The organism is Cloacibacterium sp. Arc13 (genome assembly GCF_041431305.1).
Classification (GTDB): domain Bacteria; phylum Bacteroidota; class Bacteroidia; order Flavobacteriales; family Weeksellaceae; genus Cloacibacterium; species Cloacibacterium caeni_B.
In genome coordinates this window covers 116,621-136,349 of the sequence record NZ_JASMRM010000001.1, presented here as the reverse complement: position 1 = coordinate 136,349, position 19,729 = coordinate 116,621, and the positions used below count along the sequence as shown (strand labels likewise).

The following is a 19,729-nucleotide window of genomic DNA, read 5'->3' as shown; positions in this document are numbered from 1 at the left end:
TTATATGGAAAACACTGTAAAACAAGGCAGCACACTTAATTTTCCGTTGCCACCTAAAAAGCAAAAAAACTTTGGTTATAAAAAATGGGTTAAATTCATTTGGCTTGGCTTAGGAGGAATAATTCTAGGAACAGCATTTTTGTTTTTTGCTGTATCTCAAGGATTTTTGGGAGATATGCCAGATGTAAAAGAATTAGAAAATCCAGATATTTATGTGGCTTCAGAGATTATTTCTTCTGATGGCGTTACCTTAGGGAAATTCGAGAAAGAAAAAACCATTCCGGTTACCTATAAAGATTTGCCGCCGCATTTAGTATATGCATTGATGGCAAAAGAAGATGAACGTTTCCGTGAGCACTCAGGAATTGATTTGCAAGCTTTTGCAAGAGCGGTAGCATTCCGTGGTAAAAGAGGTGGTGGTTCTACTATTTCTCAGCAGTTGGCAAAACTATTGTTTACGAAAAAACCCGCAACAAATTCTTTAATGAGAGGCATTCAAAAATTAAAAGAATGGTCTGTTGCGGTAAGCTTGGAGAAAAGGTATACCAAGGAGGAAATCATCACTATGTACTTTAACAAAATGGATTTTAATTATAATTCCAAGGGTATTGAATTAGCTTCACGAATTTATTTTAATAAATCTACTAAAGATCTTACGCTTTCAGAAGCCGCAACTTTTGTTGCAATGCTAGAGGCTCCAATTAGAAATAATCCCATTAGAAATCCTGAACGAGCTAAGGAAAGAAGAAATGTGGTTTTAGAGCAAATGCTTAAAACCAACTATATAGACCAAGCTACTTATGACAAAGTAGTAGCGGAACCCATCGTAGTAGATTTCCATCCTGTAGAATCTGTAGACGAAGGATATTCTGCTTATTATAAGCATTATTTGAGAAAAGAAATTAATAGCTATTTAGAAGAATACGAGAAAGAGACTGGTAAAGATGTAAATATTTACAGAGATGGTCTTAAAATCTTTGTAACCTTAGATTCTAAAATGCAGAAATATGCAGAAGAAGCCATTAAGGAACACATGACCAGTCTTCAGAAAAGTTTTGATGATGAACAACGCAGAAATCCTAATAGACCTTTCTATTTCTTGAAGAAAAAGCAAATAGATGATATTATGCTAGCTGCAATGAAAAGAACAGGCAGATATAAACAATTGGCTGCAGAAGGGGTTTCAGAAGATTCTATTATGATGGATTTCAAAACGCCTACCAAAACCACCATCTTTACTTGGGAAGGAGAAAAAGAAACCGAAATGTCTCCGTATGATTCTATCAGATACCATAAGCAAATTGCACAAGCTGGCTTAATGTCTATGGAACCTGCAACGGGTGATATCAAAGCTTGGGTAGGAGGAATCGATTGGAAGCATTTTCAATATGACCACGTAAAACAAGGAAAAAGACAAGTTGGTTCTACATTTAAACCGTTTGTATATGCTACAGCAATCATGAATTTAGGAATGACTCCTTGTTCTACCGTTTCTAATGCTACTTATACCAAAGGAGATTGGGTAGTAGAAGGTAATGGTGGTAATCTTACTTTGAGAGACGCTTTAGCACATTCTAAAAACCCTGTTGCTGTAAGATTAATAGAATCTGTAAGTCCTAAAAAAGTAATCCAATTGGCTAGAGATTTAGGAGTAACAGAAGAAATGCCAAATGAATATGCAATCGCTCTAGGTTCTTCTGATATTACCATTTACGAAATGTTGGGAGCTTATAATTCTTTTGCAAATTATGGAAATTACATTAAACCAGAAATGGTTTGGCGTATAGAAGATGCTAATGGTAGAGTAATTAAAGAAGTGAAAAACGAAACCAAAGAAGTCATGAACGAAATGTACGCTTATACCATGATAGACTTGATGAAAGGTGTTGCAAGATTTGGTACAGCTTCTGGTCAGTTAAGAAGAATGGGAATTCCTGATACTGTAGAAATAGCTGGTAAAACTGGTACTACTCAGAACAACTCAGATGGTTGGTTCATGGGAATTACGCCTAATCTAGCAACTGGAGTTTGGGTAGGTTGGGAAGACAGAGCAACGCACTTCTGGAGTACAGGTGAAGGTCAAGGTGCGAGAATGGCATTGCCAATTTGGGGAATTTTCATGAAGAAAATTTGGGCAGATAGAGAACTCGGGATTACACCAGATGATAAATTTGCTAAACCTTCTAATTGGACGGGAGATTGTGCAGATTTACAAGGACTTGGCGGTTATGGAGACGATGGAGGATTACAAACCATAGACCAAATCAAAAATCCTAAACCGAAAGACAATCAGCCTAAAAATAATAAACCAAAAGAAGAAAATCTCAACGAAAATCTGAACAAAGACGAAGTAGATTTCAATCAATAAAAATGATAAACCGTTTCAATCTTATTTGAAGCGGTTTTTTCTTGAAAATCATTTAGTTTTGCAAAATGAATTTAGATAAAATTACACAGAGATATTTTGACCTTTTTCCAGGAGATTTTTCAGGAAATCCTGTACAAAGACAAACGCCCAATTTCTTTTTTGCACTTACCGATATTTATGGATTCAAAAAAGCGCAGTTATTGCACTTTAACGAAAATTTAGCCGAAGAAATAGGCTTGGGTAAAATTGAAAACCAAGAGGATACAGATTTTTTAAACGCTACCAAACTTCCAGAAAATGTGAAAACTTTTTCTACCGCTTATGCAGGTCATCAGTTCGGACAATGGGCTGGTCAATTAGGTGATGGAAGAGCCATTTATGCAGGAGAAATTGAAAATAAAGAAGGAGAATCAACAGAAATTCAATGGAAAGGAGCAGGAGCAACTCCTTATTCTCGTCATGCAGATGGAAGAGCCGTTTTGCGTTCATCTATCAGAGAATATCTCATGAGTGAAGCCATGTTTCACTTGGGAATTCCTACAACTAGAGCGCTTTCTCTTTCGCTTTCTGGAGAAAAAGTGGCTAGAGATATCATGTACAACGGAAATGTAGATTTCGAGCAAGGAGCTGTTATTATTAGAACTTCGGAAACGTTTCTTCGTTTTGGGCATTTTGAGTTGTTGGCAGCTAGAAATGAATTGGATACTTTACAAAAATTAGCAGATTTTACCATCGAAAATTATTTCCCAGAAATTGATAAAAATTCGACGGAGAAATATCTAGATTTTTTCAAAATAGTAGGCGAAAAAACCGCCGATATGATTGTAGAATGGCTTCGTGTAGGATTTACACATGGCGTAATGAATACCGATAATATGAGCATTATTGGTAATACGATAGATTACGGCCCATTCTCATTTTTAGATGAATATAACCTCAATTTCACTTCCAATACCACAGATTTACCAGGAAGAAGATACGCTTTTGGTAAACAAGCGCATATTGCTCATTGGAATTTAATGCAATTAGCGAACGCACTTTTCCCATTAATTAAAGATGAAGCTGCGCTAGAAAAAATCTTAATTGATTACAGTGAAATGTTTTGGAAGAAGCATGATGAAATGATGGCTACGAAATTCGGTTTTGAAAAATTAGAAAGATATGACGCCGATTTCTTTACTTCTTGGCAAAAATTAATGGAAGAAATTTCTACAGATTACACTTTGTTTTTCAGTCAGTTAGAAAGCCTTGAAGAAGGTTCAAATATTATAGAACATTTCAAAAATTCTTTCCATCAAAACTTGAATAAAGAACAAGAAACTTTGGTTATAGAATTTGTAGAAAATTACAGACAAAGACTATCTTACAATCAAATTTCCAAAGAAGAAAGCCGAAAAATCATGCAAAAAGCCAATCCGAAATTTGTCTTGAGAAACTATTTGCTGTACGATTGCATTGCAGAAATGGAAGAAGGCAAAACAGAACTTTTTGACAAACTTTGGAACGCTCTTCAAAATCCTTACGAAGAAATCTACCCAGAATTTTCGGTAAAAAGACCAGAAAAATATGAAGGAGTAGTGGGTTGCAGTTCCCTTTCTTGTTCTTCTTAAGAATCTAACCACAAAAGAGACAAAAGAATGGTTTGAAAACAAAAATAAAAAAAGGTAAAAAAAGAAGTTTTTTTTTACCTTTTTTTATTTTTGGATGGCTTAAAACGAATTTTATCTTTTTTTCGCTCTTGTCGTAAAAATATTTTTAGAAAAAAATTTCTGTGAAAATCTGTGTAATCTGTGAGAAACCAATACTTTTGCAAAAATTTTATCCTTGAAAAAATTCAAAGACACTTTAAAACTCATTTTTCCAAGCAATGGGATTGAATGGGTTTTGTTCATCATTTTCCTCACTTCTTACGGAATTTTAGGAAGCTATATCGCCCTGAATTACAGAATTATATTTGATGATAGAATTCCTTGGGATGCTTATTTCAGTTTTGATAATCGCTCGATTGTGATGACGGGTGGTGGTTTCGAGAGACATCCGCTTTCTAATTATTTCTTCGATTTTATCAGAGAATTTGCGCTTTGGATTTCAGAGGGTAAAAAGAATGAAATTTTCCGTTTGGTTTTGGCTTGGTGCAGTAATTTTGCAGTGAGTTTGGCTTTGGTTCAGTTGTTTAAATATTTAAGAAACATTGTTAGAATTCCATTGAAAATCAATGTATTAATTACCTTTTTCTTTGCATTTTTTACAACTCCAATTCTGCTTTCGTTCACGCCAGAAACTTATACTTACACTTTGTTGTTTTTGGTAGCTTTTAACTATTATGCAGCGGCAAAACTCAAAAAAGAAAAGAAAATTTCTCTATTTCCGCTCACTTTTGCTTCGGTTTTAGTAGGTGGTTTAACCATTACGAATATTGTAAAAGTCTACATTCCTATCCTTTTTGAGAAAGGTTTATTCAAGAATTTTAAAAACTTTTTCAATGCTGCGATTAGAGTTGTGATTTCAGCAGCGGTTTTCGTGTTGTTATTTTTATACCGATTAGATTGGGATTACATGAGGATTTTCACTAAAACAGGTGAACAATACGAGAAATTCTCAAAACCGAAAGTTACACCACTTTGGGATATGATTTCGTCTTGGTTTTTCGGTGGAAATATGATTTTTTCTAATTTCGTGGTGAGAGATTATCACAATAAAAAAGGATTTCACTACAACGCGCTATTTATGGATGTTTTCACATCTGTAGCTCCGTATATTTTCGTTGGCGCAGTTCTGGTTCTTGTTTTTTGGAGTTATTTTAAGAATTTCAAAAACAAATTCGTTCAGATTTTAATGCTTTCATTTTTTGTAGATATTATCATTCACTGCGTGTTGAAGTTTGGTTTACACACTTCTTATATTTACGGCGGACATTTCATTTTTGTAGTTCCGATGATGTTGGGTTGGTTGTTTTTCGGGTATAAAAATTCTCCGAAAATGCTTTCTTTTCTTACCGTTTTTGTTGGGATTTTATTCGTCTTTTTAGTAGCGAATAATATTTATAGAATGGAGGAATTTATTTGGTTTTTAGAGCAGAATTATCGCTAAATTGGTTTAATAACATATTCTTCCCAATAGTACATTATATAGGGAAATAAAGTGAAAACCAACCAAATTAAAGTGTAGGGAGAAAATATATTTAAATATGAATTTGCCATAAAAATTGAACCTATAAAAACGATACAGAAAACTGAACTCCAAACATTTACCTGATATTGTGAAAATCTAGAAAAATGTATTTGTGAAATTTCTTTTCTCCTTTTCTTATAATCACTGCTGCTTTCTCCTTTTGAAGGAAGATAACCAAAAATTAAATACGCATTTCTCAGCATATAAATAGAAGAAATTCCCAAAAGAAAGTATTGTAAAGTAGTGATGAGGTTATAATCTAAAGTGTCATCAAAAGAAATCTCATTTTCAAAAGCCCTTATTATAAAGTTAACAGCAAAAATAAGGGTGATTACTGAACTCCATATACTTAGTAAAATTGATGAAAACCTATTGTGAGGATAGTCTGTAAATGCATAAAATAAACTGACTAAGACAAATAGCAGTCCTACTATGAGAACTAAAGTTTTAAAGGGACCGATATCGTCAAAATATTGTAGTGAAGTTATCAAATAAATGATTGAAATAGACTGAAGTAAAACTATTCCTTCGCTAATTATGGGAACTAATTTTTCTTTTTCGTTTTTCCCAATAAAATATACAATTGATACAACCAAAAATACCAAAATAAAAACAAAGGGAAAAAACTGAATGTGACCATCAAAACTATAGTTACGCTCATTTTTTCCAGGTAAAAATGCAATTAAAGGACTTATAGCCAGAGTAAATAAAAGTTTTCCTGCAATTTCTTTCCAAGAAGATTTTAATCTTTTTAATTCAAAAATAATTCCTAAAATGATTGGAATTATAGAATATGGAATTAGCTGTTTATCCGACTCAAACATTCTTTTTACTACCAAAAACAATAAAATTAAAGCAGGACCTGCTAATATTGCGAGAATGTTTGTCCAGCAACCTAGACTTTCTCCCCAGAATTTTGGTTCTTTAGTTTTTCTTTTTGCCATTGATCAAAAATAGAAAAAATCCCGAGAAATTTTCGGGATTTATAATCTTATTTGTGTAATCAATTCTAATCTTTTCCATTTTCCGTTTTCTTTTTTGTAAAGAAAAATATGAATTAAATTGGGTAAATCAGAAGTTCCAATTAATCGAGAACCTTTTTCTTTATAATGAAAAATACCAGTTTCTAGAATTGCATATTTCTGATTTTCAGAGAGAATTGGCTTAGAGATGATGAAATATTCTTCCTGATTTAATTTCTTAATTTCAGAGAAATGAGTTGGAAGAAATTTTATACTGTCAAAATCTTGAACTTCTAATTGAGAAGATTTTCGAAACTTTATATTTCTTTTATCAAAATACGACTGTACCGAAAAACTTTCTTGAGTTGCTTTAGGGAAAAAATACTCAGAATTTAAATACACAGTGTTAGATTTTCCGAAAACAGGATTTTCAATATATTCTTTAATGATTTCTTGAGCATCAGAAATTTTTGTTTCCTCTTTGCATTGCAAAAGAAAAACGGAAAATAATATTGAAAAAATAAACCTCAATCTATTTATTCTTACTCTTTTCTTTAGAAATCTGTTCCTTAATAAAAGGATATTTTTCTTGCATATCGCTAGAAAGACTTTCGTCTAATTCTATGGCTTTTTGCAATGCTTTTTGTCCGTTTTCTTCATCATTTAAGTGAAGATAAGAATTGCTGAGCTGATAATACAATTCTGCTCTCTGGTGAATTTTAGTGGCTTGTTCTAAAACGGTAATCGCATCTTCATATTCTCCGATGAGCATGATTACTTCGCTGTATGCATACCAATTGTAAAATCTTTTTGGCTCTACATCTACCAATTTTTTTAGACAAGAAAGTGATTCTTCGAATCTGCCAGAATCTATGTAAAGAAAAGCTAATTTCTTCTGAAATTCTAGATTGTTTTCATTGAGCGCTACTGCTTCTTTAGCAAAGTGCAGAGCTTCTTTCATGCTTCCCATTTCCAAATAAAGATCACTCTGCTCCATCATCGAAAGATAAAACTGCGGATCTTCTCTTAAAGATTTCTGAAAAGCACGAAGCGCTTCCATATTTTTTTTGGCCGCTTTATAGCACAATCCAATTTTGTAAAAAGTAAAAGCTTTGGTGTATTCTAATTCCAGCTGTTCTTCATAAACCTCAATCGCTTTTTCCCATTGTTCCATAGCTTCATAACACGCTGCTTTATTGGCATAAACTCCAGCTGCATCAGAATTAATCGCTAGTAAATAATCGAAAGACTGAATTGCTTTTTCGTAGTTTTTTCGGTTGAAATAGAATTGCCCCATTTCAAACCAAGCAATTTCCGAAAAAGGAAACTGATTGATGTAATTTTGCAAAAATTCTTCTGCTTCAATATCACGGTTCATTTCGCCATAACACATCATCGCACTTTCTAGTGCATATTCATCTTGTGGATCGTGTTTAAGTGCTAATTTGTAGTTTTTCAGTGCATTAAAAGGGTCTTGAAGATTGTAATATTCATCTGCAATGAAATTATGCAAGAAACTTTCTTCCTCTTCTAGTTCTAATGCTTTTTCGCAAAATTCTATTGATTTTCTAGGATTTCCGTTGTTGGAATAATATTTGGCACAACACACCAAAAAATCGGTAATTTCTGAACACGATGGTTTCAACTCTTCAATTAATTGACGAGCTTGAACATATTTTTCGAGTTCTAAAAAGACTTCTAATTGCTTAACTTTCAGTTCGATAGAATTAGGGTGAAGTTTTAAACCATAATTCACAGCCATTTCTGCAAAATTGATGTCTCCCATTTCTAAATAAAAAATAACAATGTCTTCTACTTCTTCTGTGTCAAAGTAGAATTGTTCGTTATTTTCTATCATGTCTTCGAACTTTTTAGCAAGCTCATTTTCAAAAAATTCTTCCAAATGATATAAGATTTGAGATTTTAGATTCAAGATTTTAGACTTTTATTGGTCTGAATTCTTGTTTCAGAAATCGAATGAATTTTAATATTTTAAATTGATTTTCAATGCTTTATTTGATGTGTCAGATGTTTGGATTTCAAAGAAAATTTTTAAAACTTCCATCTTCTGACTTCCATCTTCCAGCAATTAAATCAAACTTTTAATTTTTGCTATCATTTTGTCTGCCAGTTCATCTGCTTCTTGCTGAGAAAAGGCTTCTGTATAAATTCTAATAATAGGTTCTGTGTTTGATTTTCTGAGGTGAACCCAATTTTCTGGGAAATCTATTTTCATACCGTCAATTGTAGAAATCTCTTCGTCTTTATATTCTTCTTGCATTTTTACCAATAATGCATCTACATCTATTTTTGGAGTAAGTTCTATCTTCTTTTTACCCATGTAATACGCTGGATATGTAGCTCTTAACTCAGATACGGTTTTGTTTTCTTTAGCCAAATGTGTTAAAAATAATGCAACGCCAACTAAAGAATCTCTTCCGTAATGCAAATCTGGATAAATAATTCCACCATTTCCTTCTCCACCAATAACTGCATTTTTCTCCTTCATTAAAGTCACCACATTTACTTCTCCTACAGCACTCGCAAAATATTCAGAATCTAGATTTCTAGCAACATCTCTCAAAGCTCTGCTCGAAGAAAGGTTAGAAATTGCAACTCCTTTCTTATGTCTCAGCAAATAGTCTGCCACAGCTACCAAAGTGTATTCTTCGCCGAACATTTCGCCATTTTCGTCAATAAGTGCCAATCTGTCTACATCTGGGTCTACTACAATTCCTACATCTGCACCTTCTTTTTTAATTAAATCACAAATATCTGTTAAGTGTTCTTTCAAAGGTTCCGGATTGTGCGGAAACTGTCCGTTTGGTTCGCAGTATAGTTTTACCACTTCACAACCTAATTTTTCTAAAAGCGGCGGAAGTGAAATTCCACCCGTAGAATTTACAGCATCTAAAACTACTTTGAATTTTTTAGCTTTTACAGCTTCTACATCTACCATTGGTAAATCCAGAATTTTCTGAATATGAATGTCAAAAGCGTCTGTTCTGGTTTCGTATTTTCCTAAATCGTCAACTTCGGCAAAGTTGAAATCTTCTTTTTCGGCTATTTCTAGCATTTCTGCACCATCTTTTCCGCTGATAAATTCTCCTTTTTCGTTGAGCAATTTCAGAGCGTTCCATTGTTTCGGGTTGTGAGAAGCGGTTAAGATAATTCCGCCATCAGCATTCAGTTCTGGAACCATCACTTCCACAGTTGGGGTGGTAGAAAGTCCTAAATCTACTACATGAATTCCTAATCCTTGTAAAGTAGCGGTAACCAATGAATTAACCATTGCACCAGAAATTCTGGCATCACGACCAATGACTAAGGTTAAATCTTTTTTATTTTTATTTTTTTGAAGCCAAGTTCCGAAAGCTGCTGTAAATTTTACTACATCTACTGGCGTAAGATTATCATCTACTTTACCACCGATTGTTCCACGGATTCCTGAGATACTTTTGATTAAAGACATATGATGTTGAGATAAATTTTTATTTGAAAATTAAATTTCTGCAAAATTAATGAATTTAACAACAGTAATACGTTTCTTGTGGAAAAATATATAAGCAATAGTGTGGGAATATTTTTAGATAATATGTTTTTGTTTAACATAATTTTTGTAAAATTAATTTACAACTGTCTTTTCGTAAAAAATCACTGGGTTTTTGAAAATTTGCTCTATTTTACAAGAAAAAACTTGCGTAGTTTTTTTTTTTTTTTTCATTTTTGTGGAAGATAACCATGAAAACATTTCTATTCTAGACGTGAAATTTTTCATATATCAAACAATTATTAACCAAAAAAAATAGCAAAATGAATAAGAAATTTTTTAAATATTTCACTATAGGATTGATTGGTTTTAGTGTAACTAGTTGTTCAAATGATTTAAGCCTAAGAGATGATATGCAATCGGGAGATTCACAAAACAAAGAAATTAAGTACGAAAATATTCCTTTCAATCAAAAAGGAAAAATCATGGAAAAATTTGGAAAAGGTATTTCTAAAGCTTTACACAATCAAGAATTTAGAATGCTTTTAAAAAAAGAGGCACTTAAAAGATTTAATAAAGATACAGATGTTTTGTATCATTCAATAAAAGACAAACCTATCAATTCTAGTGTTTTGTTGAAATCTACAAATGTGGAGTTTTTGACACTGCATGAGTTTTTAATTCCTTTTTTTGAAAGCGAAGCAGAGCTTATAGCATTTGAGAATAATTTGCCTCTTCTCACTATTTTTGTACCAGAACTTCCTGAAGAGAGTTTTTCAGCAGAACTTTGGGATGTAAACGACATCGAGCAAATTCCTGACGTAGCACTAAGGTTAGATAATATTACTTACACTCCAGTTATTGGTAGGGATGATTTTAATTATTTGGTTGCTCCTGAAGATGTTCCAAGTTGGCCTATAGTTGTTCTTAAAGAAAATGAAAGGGTTGTTTCTAGCATAGACGCAACATATAATGAATTAAATACAAGAGTGATTGATACAGATGGATCAGTTGACTATAAATTTATAGATAATAATTTTGATCCTATTTTTATTAGTAGTACGCAGGGAACATTGTCTGGTTTTGAGGGAGCAAATGATAATTTTATACCTCAAAGTTTAAAAAATGCTTATGATACATTTGCAAATGATTCTTATGGTTGGCACAGAGATAATATTTATTATGGTCTAACTCCAACTAATACATCAGGAGCAATTAATGGAGGGAAATATAGAGAACATATAGCAACTTTTAAAATGACTGGGAATCCAATTCAGGCATTCAATAAATTGTCAGATTCTTTTAATGAAATATATAAAGACCCGAAATTGAAAGATACTTGGCAAAGAGTTGGATCACAGACAGCATGGACTGACGGAGGTTTTGAAATAATAGTTGATTGTTCGTATGGAGCAAAATCATCAAATTTAGGTGCAGCTGTTAGTAATGGATTTTCAGCATCTCCTAATGATTTATTTGAGATAGCATGGGATAAAAAAACGACGGGGTGGTGGTTTTGGAGAAAAACATGGTATAAACCTAGAATTTCTGGACTAAAGACAATGAATACAGCTGTTCCTAATGGAATAAGATTAGAATTTAGTACATGGGATTTAAATAATTTTGCGAATCATTGGAAATTTATTTTTAAAGAAAATGATGCGACAACTACTACTACAAGTTCAGAAACAAGATCAAGCAAATTTAATACTAATTTTTCGCTTGAGCCTTCTACAGGATTGTTAAAAAAAATAGGGTTGAAATTTGGAGCTTCTTATGAAACCTCTCAATCAAATACTTTTACTGTTGTTATAAATACAGGAAGTGATTTGATTGGAGAAAAAGATATTCAATTCTATGATAACCCAATTAATAAAGAAAATGGTATTTATAAGTTAAGAAAATTTTCAAATGGATTTGTTGAATTTTCTCTTGTCCCTTTACAAGTTCAATTTTAATAATTAAGTAAAGAAGGCAAAATTTTGCCTTCTTTATAAATAAATAAAGTATGAAAAAAATTTTTCTTTCAACATTAATTGTTTTTTTAGTAAATTCTTGTATCAATAGAAATGAGGACGACTCCAATCTAATTGCAAAAAGGTATATTGGTGAGTATATTCCACTATCTATAAATTCAGATTATGCAATAGATGCGAATTCTGATGGGGTTTACAATACTAATCTTTTTGAAGAATTTAGTTTAATTTTAAGCAAAACTCCGATAAGAATATGGGATAGCAAAGAAAACACCTTATATTGTGATGCATTGATTGGGTACATGTCTAAACCACCAATTACTTATCCTTCAGATTATACAGAAGTTCTAATAAATCCTACAGGAGCGTATCTTAGCAAAAAAGATTTTAAGATATTAAAAACTGCGCCTATATTAAATAGAGACGGAACAGTATCTGAAACTAAAATAATTGATTTTAAAATAATTGATAATAATACCATTCAATTAAAATTTAATAACAACCTAATTTATGACGAAAGCACTAAAGAATGGAAAACGATAAAAATAGACGCAGTTTATAAAAAAAACTAAAAAACTCTTGTAATTATTACAAGAGTTTTTTAGTTATGACCTCCTATTTCTTTAAAATTTGTAACAAAAACCAATCATCTATTACTAATGCTTTAGTGATAAACTTTTAAACATGAAAAAAATACTTTCATTTACCTTTATTTTATTATTTTCAATTGTAATTTTTGCTCAAAAAACCATTTCTGGTACCGTAAAAAATGATGATGGAAAACCGCTTGCAAGCGCAAGTGTAACCATAGAAGAAATAGGGAAAAATGCCATTTTAGAATATGCAATTACCGATTCCAAAGGAAATTATAAAGTGACTTTTACCAGTAATGATGAAAAAATTCTTGTAAAAGTAAAAGCTTTTAACCACCAAACCATCACCGAAAATTATAATAACGCAACTCAGACTTTGAATTTTGTGCTTCAAGAAAAAGCCACAGAAATTAAGGAAGTAAAACTGAAAACTAAACTCATTACCAAACGTGGCGATACCATTTCTTATGATTTAAAATCTTTCGAAAGCAAAGCAGACAGAAGTTTAGCGGATGTTTTGAAAAAAATTCCTGGGATTGAAGTGAATAAAGATGGTTCTATTCTCTATCAAGGTGAACCGATTAACAAATTCTATGTAAACGGAAAAGATTTAATGGAAGGAAGTTACGGTGTAATCAATAATTCTCTCCCAAAAGATGCTGTGCAAAAAGTAGAAGTGCTTGAAAATCATCAACCTGTAAAAATTCTTCAGGATAAACTTTCTTCAGAAAATGCGGCGATTAATGTGCAGCTCAAAAAATCTATTACCATGACAGGAAGAGGAGAAACTTCTCTTGGTGTGGCGCCATCTCTTTGGAATGTAAAACTCTCTCCGATGCTTTTTACTCAAAAATACCAATGGGTTTTGAATTACAAGACCAATAATATGGGAGAAGAAGTAGAAAAAGAGAATAATATTCTGGCTTTTGGAAATAGATTTGAAGGAATGAGAAGAAATTTTTCTGAAAATTCTTGGCTTTCTGTGGAATCTTCATCTCCGCCTCAAAATGTGCCTGTAAAAAGATATTTATTTAATAATGTACATTATTTATCTGCTAATGTTTTGACCAATCTTTCGAAGCAATGGGAGTTAAAAGCCAATGCAAGTTATGCCAATAATGCAATTGATAAAGAGAGTGTTACTAAAGTGTATACCGCTGATAATAATTTGAGAAATGTTAATTTTGCGAGAAGTAATCACTATACTAATCAAGCAAAAGGTGAAATTATTTTCTCTAAAAACGCCAACAAAAGTTTCTTTAAAAATACCACTACTTATAACGGACTTTGGAACGGAGACGCTTCAAGTGTGAGCAATAATAATAATTTTGCTAATCAAAAAGTTAAAACACCGTCTAATAGTTTTCAAAACTCATTAAGTGCCATTATTCCTTGGAAAGAAAGACTGGTAAACGCGATGTCTTTCATCAGCTATAGAGATGATAAGCAAGATCTATTCATCAATCCAGCGAAATATGTAGAGATTTTTGATAATGTAGATGGTGGAAATAATAGTGATGTGGTGCATCAATTCCTTAATCTTAAAACTTTCGAAGCGGTACATTCTGCATCAATTGGTTTGTCTAAAAAGAATTGGACTTTTACCCCAGAAGTTGGTCTTAATTATACCAATAACAAACTTCTTTCAGATGTAAACGGTGTTACAGGAAACACCATTCAGGATTATCAGTTTAAAGGAGTTGCTTTGGAAAATGATATTGATTTTAAAAATCTAAAACCTTATGCACAAATGATGGTAAATTACAAGAGAGAAGGTTTAGATGTGAATTTAAGTTTCCCTGTGAATTTTAATAATATTTCTGCAACTGGAACCAATAATTTGGATAAAACTTTGAATAAAATCACCTATGATCCAAGGTTTTTCATGAGATATGATTTAACCTCATTCTGGAAATTTTCAACTTTCGCAGGAATTACCAATTCATTTGGAAGCATCAATGACCTTTATAATGGTTTTATTCTTTTGTCTGCAAAAAATTTGTCTGCAAAAAATACTGATATTCAGCAAACAAAGTCAAATTTTGTGGGTTCAAGGTTAGAATACAGAAATCCATTGAATAACATTTTCTTTAATGTGAGCTATAACTTTAATGATAGAACAAGTAATATCACTTATCTTAATAAATTAAATATTAATAGCCAGCAGTTTATATTAGAAGGTTATAATTTAGAAAACAATAGTAAAACCAATTCTGCAAGAACAGAACTCGGGAAATATTTTCCTAAGTTAAAAACCAATGCTTCCGTAGGATATAATTATTCATTGAGTAATTATCAGCAATTACCAGCCAATTCTACACCCACTGAATCTAGTTTTATAGATGTAGAAGGTAGAAATCAAGGCGTAAGTGTTAAATTTAATAACAATTATTTCTCTTGGTTAAGTGTAGATTATAATGCCAATTGGAATTTTAACAACACAAAATCTCCAGATGATGCAAGGTTTAATAACAAAACCAATTCATTTAATCACGCACTTTCTGCTTATGTATATCCTTTCAAGAATCACACATTAGGATTCACTTGGGACGAATTGCACTCTAGCAATAGAGAAAGAACTGCTAAAAATGCTTTCTTTGACCTTTCTTACCAATATTCTATGTCCGAAGAAAAAATAGATTTAGAACTGAAAGTGCTGAATATTACCAATAATAATGTATTCGAGAATGTAGCTTTTGATCCTACTTTAAATCAAACTTCTTACACCACGGTAAACATTAGACCGAGACAAGTGGTACTCACGCTGAAGTTTAACTTCAAATAAATTTTTCAAAATAACGAACGCAGTAAATTTTTTACTGCGTTTTTTATGATTTTTAACGAAAAACCTTTTATGGTTTTATAAATTTTTTATCTTTGTTAAAGACAATCATTTTTTTTAAACTTAAAAACAATCATTTTTTTTAACACACCATCATGAAAGGGATTTTAAAAATCTATCACCCAGAAGAAACCCTTAAATACCATATCTCTAGCACATATTGCAAGGCGGTTTATCTCAATTCAAAAAATTTTCTGGAAGTAGAAATCATTACAGATGATTCTTTAGACCATGTAGAAGACGATTCTCTACAATATAATTTTCCTCAGCTATCCTTAGACGTATTCGAATTTCCTATTGATTCTAATGAATTAGAAGGAAAAACATTCCGTATAGAAGATACAGACGAAGAAACCTATACAGAAGTAGACCTTTATGACGACGAAGAAGCCTATCTCTACGAGAATGAACTTAGTTTTTCTAAAGACGAAGACGATGTGCTACAATTATTCTGGCAAGGGAAAATAGATGATTTCTATACCGGTTCAGATGAACCCATTCCTTTTAAATTGAAATGTCATTTCAAAGCAGATGATATCGAAATAGAAGAGTAACTTTCTGCTGTTTTCTTTCCCGTTTAAAACCATCAGAATCTTATTTTATTTTTAAAGTTTTTTTTGAAAAGTATTTTTCAAAAAACATTCATTGCTACGAGAAATTCTACAATTTTTCACTAAATTTATCGTTTAGAAATTCGAACTTAACATTTTTCATTATGTTTTTACAAGCCACGACTACTATCATTAACAATAAAGTGACAGAGAAACAAGTATTTTCACTTTGGGATGTACTTTTCAGCGGAGGAATTATAGGAAATACCATTATGATTGCTATTTTTCTTTTGGGAATTTTAGCATTATATGTTTTTTTCGAAAGATATTTTTTCATCAAAAGAGCTTCTAAAGAAACGCCTAATTTTTTAGAAAATATTAAAGACTGCATTCATGACGGAAGAATACAATCTGCCATAGATTTATGCAGAAGAACAGATTCTCCAGAAGCCAGAATGATAGAAAAAGGCTTAACCAGAATAGGAAGACCCATTTCTGATATTTCAAATGCAATGCAAAACCAAGGACAGTTAGAAGTTTCTAAACTAGAAAAAAACCTGAATATTCTTGCTTCAGCTTCTGGAGCTGCACCTATGTTAGGTTTCTTGGGAACGGTAGTCGGAATGATTATGGCGTTTTTCGAAATTTCTAATGTTACGGGAGCAGTTTCACCGAAACTATTAGCATCGGGAATTTATACTGCGATGGCAACTACGGCAGTTGGTTTATTTGTGGGAATTCCAGCCTATTTTTTCTATAATATTTTGGTGACCAATGTAGATAGATTGGTGCTAAAAATTCAAACTCACGTGAATGAGTTTTTAGATACACTAAACAAACCACTTTAATTCTTCTAAAACCTAACCTCAAACTTTTTAAGTATGGAATTGAAAAGAAGAAATAGAGTAAGCGCCGAATTTAGTATGGCTTCCATGACAGATATTATCTTTCTGTTATTGATATTCTTTATGATTACCAGTTCTGCGATTAGCCAAAGCGCAATAGATGTGAATTTACCAAAAGCTGCAGCTCAAGATCCTAGTGTTACAGATCCTACAACTGTTACAATAAATGCAGATGGCAAGTATTTTGTAAATGATTTAGAAACGCCAAAAGAACAATTAGAACAAAATATTGTAAAATTGGTAGAAGGTTCACCTAATCCTACTTTTACGATTAGAGCAGACGAAAATTGCAAGCATAAAGATGTAGTTTATGCCATGGAAATCGCCGAAAAACACAAATATGGCTTAGCGATTGCTACCGTTCAAGAATAATCAATTGGAATGGACTAAGTCCATTTATAGAAATTAAAATCAAATTTAGCCAAAACTCATATTGGAAATGATAACTCAACATAAACGAGACGAAAGAATAGACAAGCTAAAAAGTGCAACACTTACTGCGCTGATTTCGGCATTGTTGTTTTTGTTGATTTTTTATTACCAATTCGTGAGAGAAATCCCAAAAGAAGAGAAAGTAACCACTATGCTGATTAATTTCGGCGACAATAGAAACGGAAACGGAGCCGAAGAACCCGCTAATCAAGAAGGAAGTTTAGCTTCTGCAGATATTTATATCCCAGAAGAATTAAAAACTCCTGAACCGCAACCTCAAGAAATAGTAGAAACTCCCAAAGCAGTAGAAAAACCTGCAGAAAAAATCATCACAGGAAAATCTGAAAAAACTACTGCCGTAAAAACAGAGAAAACCGAAAAAAAATCTACGAAATCTTCGGAAACTACAGCATCTAAAACCACTACTTCTAAAACATCATCTACCAGCAATACCACTGCCAAAAATGCTCAAGGTGACGGACAAGGAACCGCCGCAATTGGCAATCTTATCAAAGGAAGAGGGACTAAAACTGGGACGCAAGGAACTGATGGAACCGTGGGGAATTCTGGCGATCCTCTTGGTGGAAAAGGAGATGGTGACAGCAAAATTGGTGTAGACAGAAAACTTATTTCTTATATTCCCGGAACCATGGGAAAAGGTGGAGAACAGCCCTCTCATAACTGTACAGCAAACGGAACCATTACCATTTCTTATACGGTAGACAAAGCTGGAAACGTGATTTCAGCGCGTAGAAGCAGTGGGATTTCTGATCCATGTGTCGTTACTGCTGCGGTAATTTGGGTGAAAAAATACGTAAAAGCCGAAAAAGCCTCCACCAATTCTACTGGAACATATAAAATTACTTTTTAGAATTTTTTGGGCGCCAAATTCCTCGTTCCGCTCCCAATCTTTTATGCGCGGCAGCTTCGCTGCCGCGCATAAAAGGATTTCCGCTCAACTCGGGGCGCAATTCAGCAACGGAAACACTGGTTTTGCTTAAATCAAATTTTTAAAATTCTACATTTCCTTTTATCTTTGAACAAAAAATTTTGTGTCAAAAAATACTCCCATTTCTTTTACTCCAGACGCTTACCAAGAAGCACTAGATTGGCTTTTTGTACAAATGCCTAATTATCAAATTGATGGTCAAAAAGCCTATAAGCCTGGTTTAGAAAATATTACCAAACTATGTGATTTTTTTGGAAATCCTCAAGAAAAATTAAAATCCATACATATTGGCGGCACCAATGGCAAAGGTTCTACCAGTAATATGTTAGCCTCGGTTTTACAAGAACAAGGTTACATCGTTGGTTTGTATAATTCTCCTCATTTAATTGATTTTACTGAGAGAATTAAAATTAATGGAGTCAATTGTGAGAAAGAATTTGTCTTTGATTTTATTCAAAAATTGAGAAATATTCCAGAAGAAATTCTTCCTTCTTTTTTTGAATTTACAACTATTATGGCATTTGAATATTTCTATCAAAAAAAGGTAGATTTTGCCATTATTGAAGTAGGTTTAGGTGGCAGATTAGATTCTACCAATATTATAAAACCTTTAGTTTCTGCTATTACCAATGTAGACTTAGACCATCAGAATATTTTAGGAGAAACTCTGGAAGAAATTGCCACAGAAAAAGCAGGGATTGTAAAGCCCAATATCCCCATTATTTCTGGCGACGAAAGAGATTTGGTTAAAAATATTATTCAACAAAAAGCCATCGAAAATCATTCAGAATTTATAGATGCCACCGAAATTTCTACTGATTTAGAAACCGATTTGAAGGGAAATTATCAAAAGAAAAATATAAGAGTAGTTCTGGCTTTGGTAGATGAGTTGAGGAAACAAAACATAAAAATTTCTGAAAGTTCTCTTGAAAAAGGCTTGATGAAAGTTCACCAAAACACCAAGTTTATCGGAAGATGGTTTCAGTTTTCAGAAAATCCATTGATTATTTGTGATACTGCTCATAATCAAGCTGGTTTAGAAATGGTTTTTGCCCAATTGAATGCCATTGAAAAGTATAAACACATTGTCCTTGGTTTTGTGAATGATAAAAAAATAGATGAGGTATTGAAAATTTTACCCCAAAATGCTCAATATTACTTTGTAAAGCCCTCTATTAGCAGAGGAAGAAGTCCAAAAGAGTATGAAAATTTACTAATTTCCGCAAAAATAGATTTTCAAATTTTTGAAACAGTAGATGCTGGTTTTCAGGCAGCTAAAATAAAATGTAAACCCGAAGAAATGATTTTTGTGGGCGGAAGTAACTTTGTAGTGGGAGAATTTTTAGAAAAAAATTTGTAGAAATCGCAATAAGTTGTATATTTGCACCACTCAAAACGAGAAATCGTGAAAGAGGGTTCTTAGCTCAGTTGGTTCAGAGCATCTGGTTTACACCCAGAGGGTCGGGGGTTCGAATCCCTCAGGACCCACA

At 32.6% G+C, this 19,729-nt stretch carries 15 protein-coding genes and 1 tRNA gene; 12 read left to right on the top strand and 4 right to left on the bottom strand.

Annotation, left to right across the window (positions count from 1 at the left end; genetic code table 11):
* Positions 1-4: 4 nt before the first annotated feature.
* The 3 genes from QO190_RS00680 (at position 5) to QO190_RS00670 (ending at position 5,458) form a co-directional block, all read left to right on the top strand.
* A complete protein-coding gene (locus QO190_RS00680; protein WP_371460771.1) occupies positions 5-2,368 on the top strand; it encodes a penicillin-binding protein 1A in 2,364 nt (787 codons plus the stop codon).
* 65 nt (positions 2,369-2,433) lie between these two features.
* A complete protein-coding gene (locus QO190_RS00675; RefSeq protein ID WP_371460769.1) occupies positions 2,434-3,978 on the top strand; it encodes a YdiU family protein in 1,545 nt (514 codons plus the stop codon).
* A 214-nt stretch (positions 3,979-4,192) separates the two neighbouring features.
* Positions 4,193-5,458, top strand: coding sequence for a DUF6080 domain-containing protein (locus QO190_RS00670; RefSeq protein ID WP_371460767.1), 1,266 nt, complete (start codon positions 4,193-4,195; stop codon positions 5,456-5,458).
* On the opposite strand, the gene QO190_RS00665 is transcribed toward QO190_RS00670, so the two are convergent.
* From QO190_RS00665 to glmM, 4 genes are all read right to left on the bottom strand, one after another.
* The gene (locus QO190_RS00665) at positions 5,455-6,483 is read right to left on the bottom strand and encodes a hypothetical protein (protein ID WP_371460765.1); all 1,029 of its coding nucleotides are present in this window, start codon (positions 6,481-6,483) and stop codon (positions 5,455-5,457) included. The genes QO190_RS00670 and QO190_RS00665 overlap by 4 nt on opposite strands.
* A gap of 39 nt (positions 6,484-6,522) precedes the next feature.
* Entirely contained in the window at positions 6,523-6,993 is a 471-nt protein-coding gene (locus QO190_RS00660) for a hypothetical protein (protein ID WP_371460763.1), read from the bottom strand.
* Between the two features lie 40 nt (positions 6,994-7,033).
* Positions 7,034-8,404 carry a tetratricopeptide repeat protein gene (locus tag QO190_RS00655; RefSeq protein WP_371460762.1) on the bottom strand — a complete coding sequence of 457 codons (1,371 nt, stop codon included), beginning with the start codon at positions 8,402-8,404 and terminating at the stop codon, positions 7,034-7,036.
* 186 nt (positions 8,405-8,590) lie between these two features.
* Positions 8,591-9,973 carry a phosphoglucosamine mutase gene (gene glmM / locus QO190_RS00650; protein ID WP_371460760.1) on the bottom strand — a complete coding sequence of 461 codons (1,383 nt, stop codon included), beginning with the start codon at positions 9,971-9,973 and terminating at the stop codon, positions 8,591-8,593.
* Between the two features lie 341 nt (positions 9,974-10,314).
* Here glmM and QO190_RS00645 point away from each other — a divergent pair, with 341 nt between their 5' ends.
* From QO190_RS00645 to QO190_RS00605, 9 genes are all read left to right on the top strand, one after another.
* Positions 10,315-11,949: a hypothetical protein gene (locus QO190_RS00645; protein WP_371460759.1), complete on the top strand. Its 1,635-nt coding sequence runs from the start codon at positions 10,315-10,317 to the stop codon at positions 11,947-11,949.
* Between the two features lie 50 nt (positions 11,950-11,999).
* Complete coding sequence (locus tag QO190_RS00640) at positions 12,000-12,539, top strand: hypothetical protein (RefSeq protein ID WP_371460758.1); 540 nt, start codon at positions 12,000-12,002, stop codon at positions 12,537-12,539.
* A 112-nt stretch (positions 12,540-12,651) separates the two neighbouring features.
* On the top strand, positions 12,652-15,345 hold the full coding sequence (locus QO190_RS00635; RefSeq protein WP_371460757.1) for a carboxypeptidase regulatory-like domain-containing protein: 2,694 nt from the start codon (positions 12,652-12,654) through the stop codon (positions 15,343-15,345).
* A 152-nt stretch (positions 15,346-15,497) separates the two neighbouring features.
* The gene (locus QO190_RS00630) at positions 15,498-15,956 is read left to right on the top strand and encodes a hypothetical protein (RefSeq protein ID WP_069797455.1); all 459 of its coding nucleotides are present in this window, start codon (positions 15,498-15,500) and stop codon (positions 15,954-15,956) included.
* A 161-nt stretch (positions 15,957-16,117) separates the two neighbouring features.
* On the top strand, positions 16,118-16,801 hold the full coding sequence (locus QO190_RS00625) for a MotA/TolQ/ExbB proton channel family protein (protein WP_069797457.1): 684 nt from the start codon (positions 16,118-16,120) through the stop codon (positions 16,799-16,801).
* A 33-nt stretch (positions 16,802-16,834) separates the two neighbouring features.
* Positions 16,835-17,230 (top strand): biopolymer transporter ExbD, encoded by a 396-nt coding sequence (locus QO190_RS00620; RefSeq protein WP_069797459.1) that lies wholly within the window; start codon positions 16,835-16,837, stop codon positions 17,228-17,230.
* A gap of 67 nt (positions 17,231-17,297) precedes the next feature.
* On the top strand, positions 17,298-18,161 hold the full coding sequence (locus tag QO190_RS00615; RefSeq protein ID WP_371460756.1) for a ferric siderophore ABC transporter substrate-binding protein: 864 nt from the start codon (positions 17,298-17,300) through the stop codon (positions 18,159-18,161).
* A gap of 253 nt (positions 18,162-18,414) precedes the next feature.
* The gene (locus QO190_RS00610; RefSeq protein WP_371461063.1) at positions 18,415-19,599 is read left to right on the top strand and encodes a folylpolyglutamate synthase/dihydrofolate synthase family protein; all 1,185 of its coding nucleotides are present in this window, start codon (positions 18,415-18,417) and stop codon (positions 19,597-19,599) included.
* Between the two features lie 53 nt (positions 19,600-19,652).
* A tRNA-Val gene (locus tag QO190_RS00605) sits at positions 19,653-19,727 on the top strand.
* The last annotated feature ends 2 nt before the right edge of the window (positions 19,728-19,729 follow it).

Excerpts from the sequence above, each read along its gene's own strand:
- QO190_RS00680 (WP_371460771.1), top strand. The coding sequence starts at position 5 with ATGGAAAACACTGTAAAACAAGGCAGCACACTTAATTTTCCGTTGCCA.
- QO190_RS00675 (WP_371460769.1), top strand. The coding sequence starts at position 2,434 with ATGAATTTAGATAAAATTACACAGAGATATTTTGACCTTTTTCCAGGA.
- QO190_RS00665 (WP_371460765.1), bottom strand. The coding sequence starts at position 6,483 with ATGGCAAAAAGAAAAACTAAAGAACCAAAATTCTGGGGAGAAAGTCTA.
- glmM (WP_371460760.1), bottom strand. The coding sequence starts at position 9,973 with ATGTCTTTAATCAAAAGTATCTCAGGAATCCGTGGAACAATCGGTGGT.
- QO190_RS00645 (WP_371460759.1), top strand. The coding sequence starts at position 10,315 with ATGAATAAGAAATTTTTTAAATATTTCACTATAGGATTGATTGGTTTT.
- QO190_RS00640 (WP_371460758.1), top strand. The coding sequence starts at position 12,000 with ATGAAAAAAATTTTTCTTTCAACATTAATTGTTTTTTTAGTAAATTCT.
- QO190_RS00635 (WP_371460757.1), top strand. The coding sequence starts at position 12,652 with ATGAAAAAAATACTTTCATTTACCTTTATTTTATTATTTTCAATTGTA.
- QO190_RS00630 (WP_069797455.1), top strand. The coding sequence starts at position 15,498 with ATGAAAGGGATTTTAAAAATCTATCACCCAGAAGAAACCCTTAAATAC.
- QO190_RS00625 (WP_069797457.1), top strand. The coding sequence starts at position 16,118 with ATGTTTTTACAAGCCACGACTACTATCATTAACAATAAAGTGACAGAG.
- QO190_RS00620 (WP_069797459.1), top strand. The coding sequence starts at position 16,835 with ATGGAATTGAAAAGAAGAAATAGAGTAAGCGCCGAATTTAGTATGGCT.
- QO190_RS00615 (WP_371460756.1), top strand. The coding sequence starts at position 17,298 with ATGATAACTCAACATAAACGAGACGAAAGAATAGACAAGCTAAAAAGT.
- QO190_RS00610 (WP_371461063.1), top strand. The coding sequence starts at position 18,415 with ATGCCTAATTATCAAATTGATGGTCAAAAAGCCTATAAGCCTGGTTTA.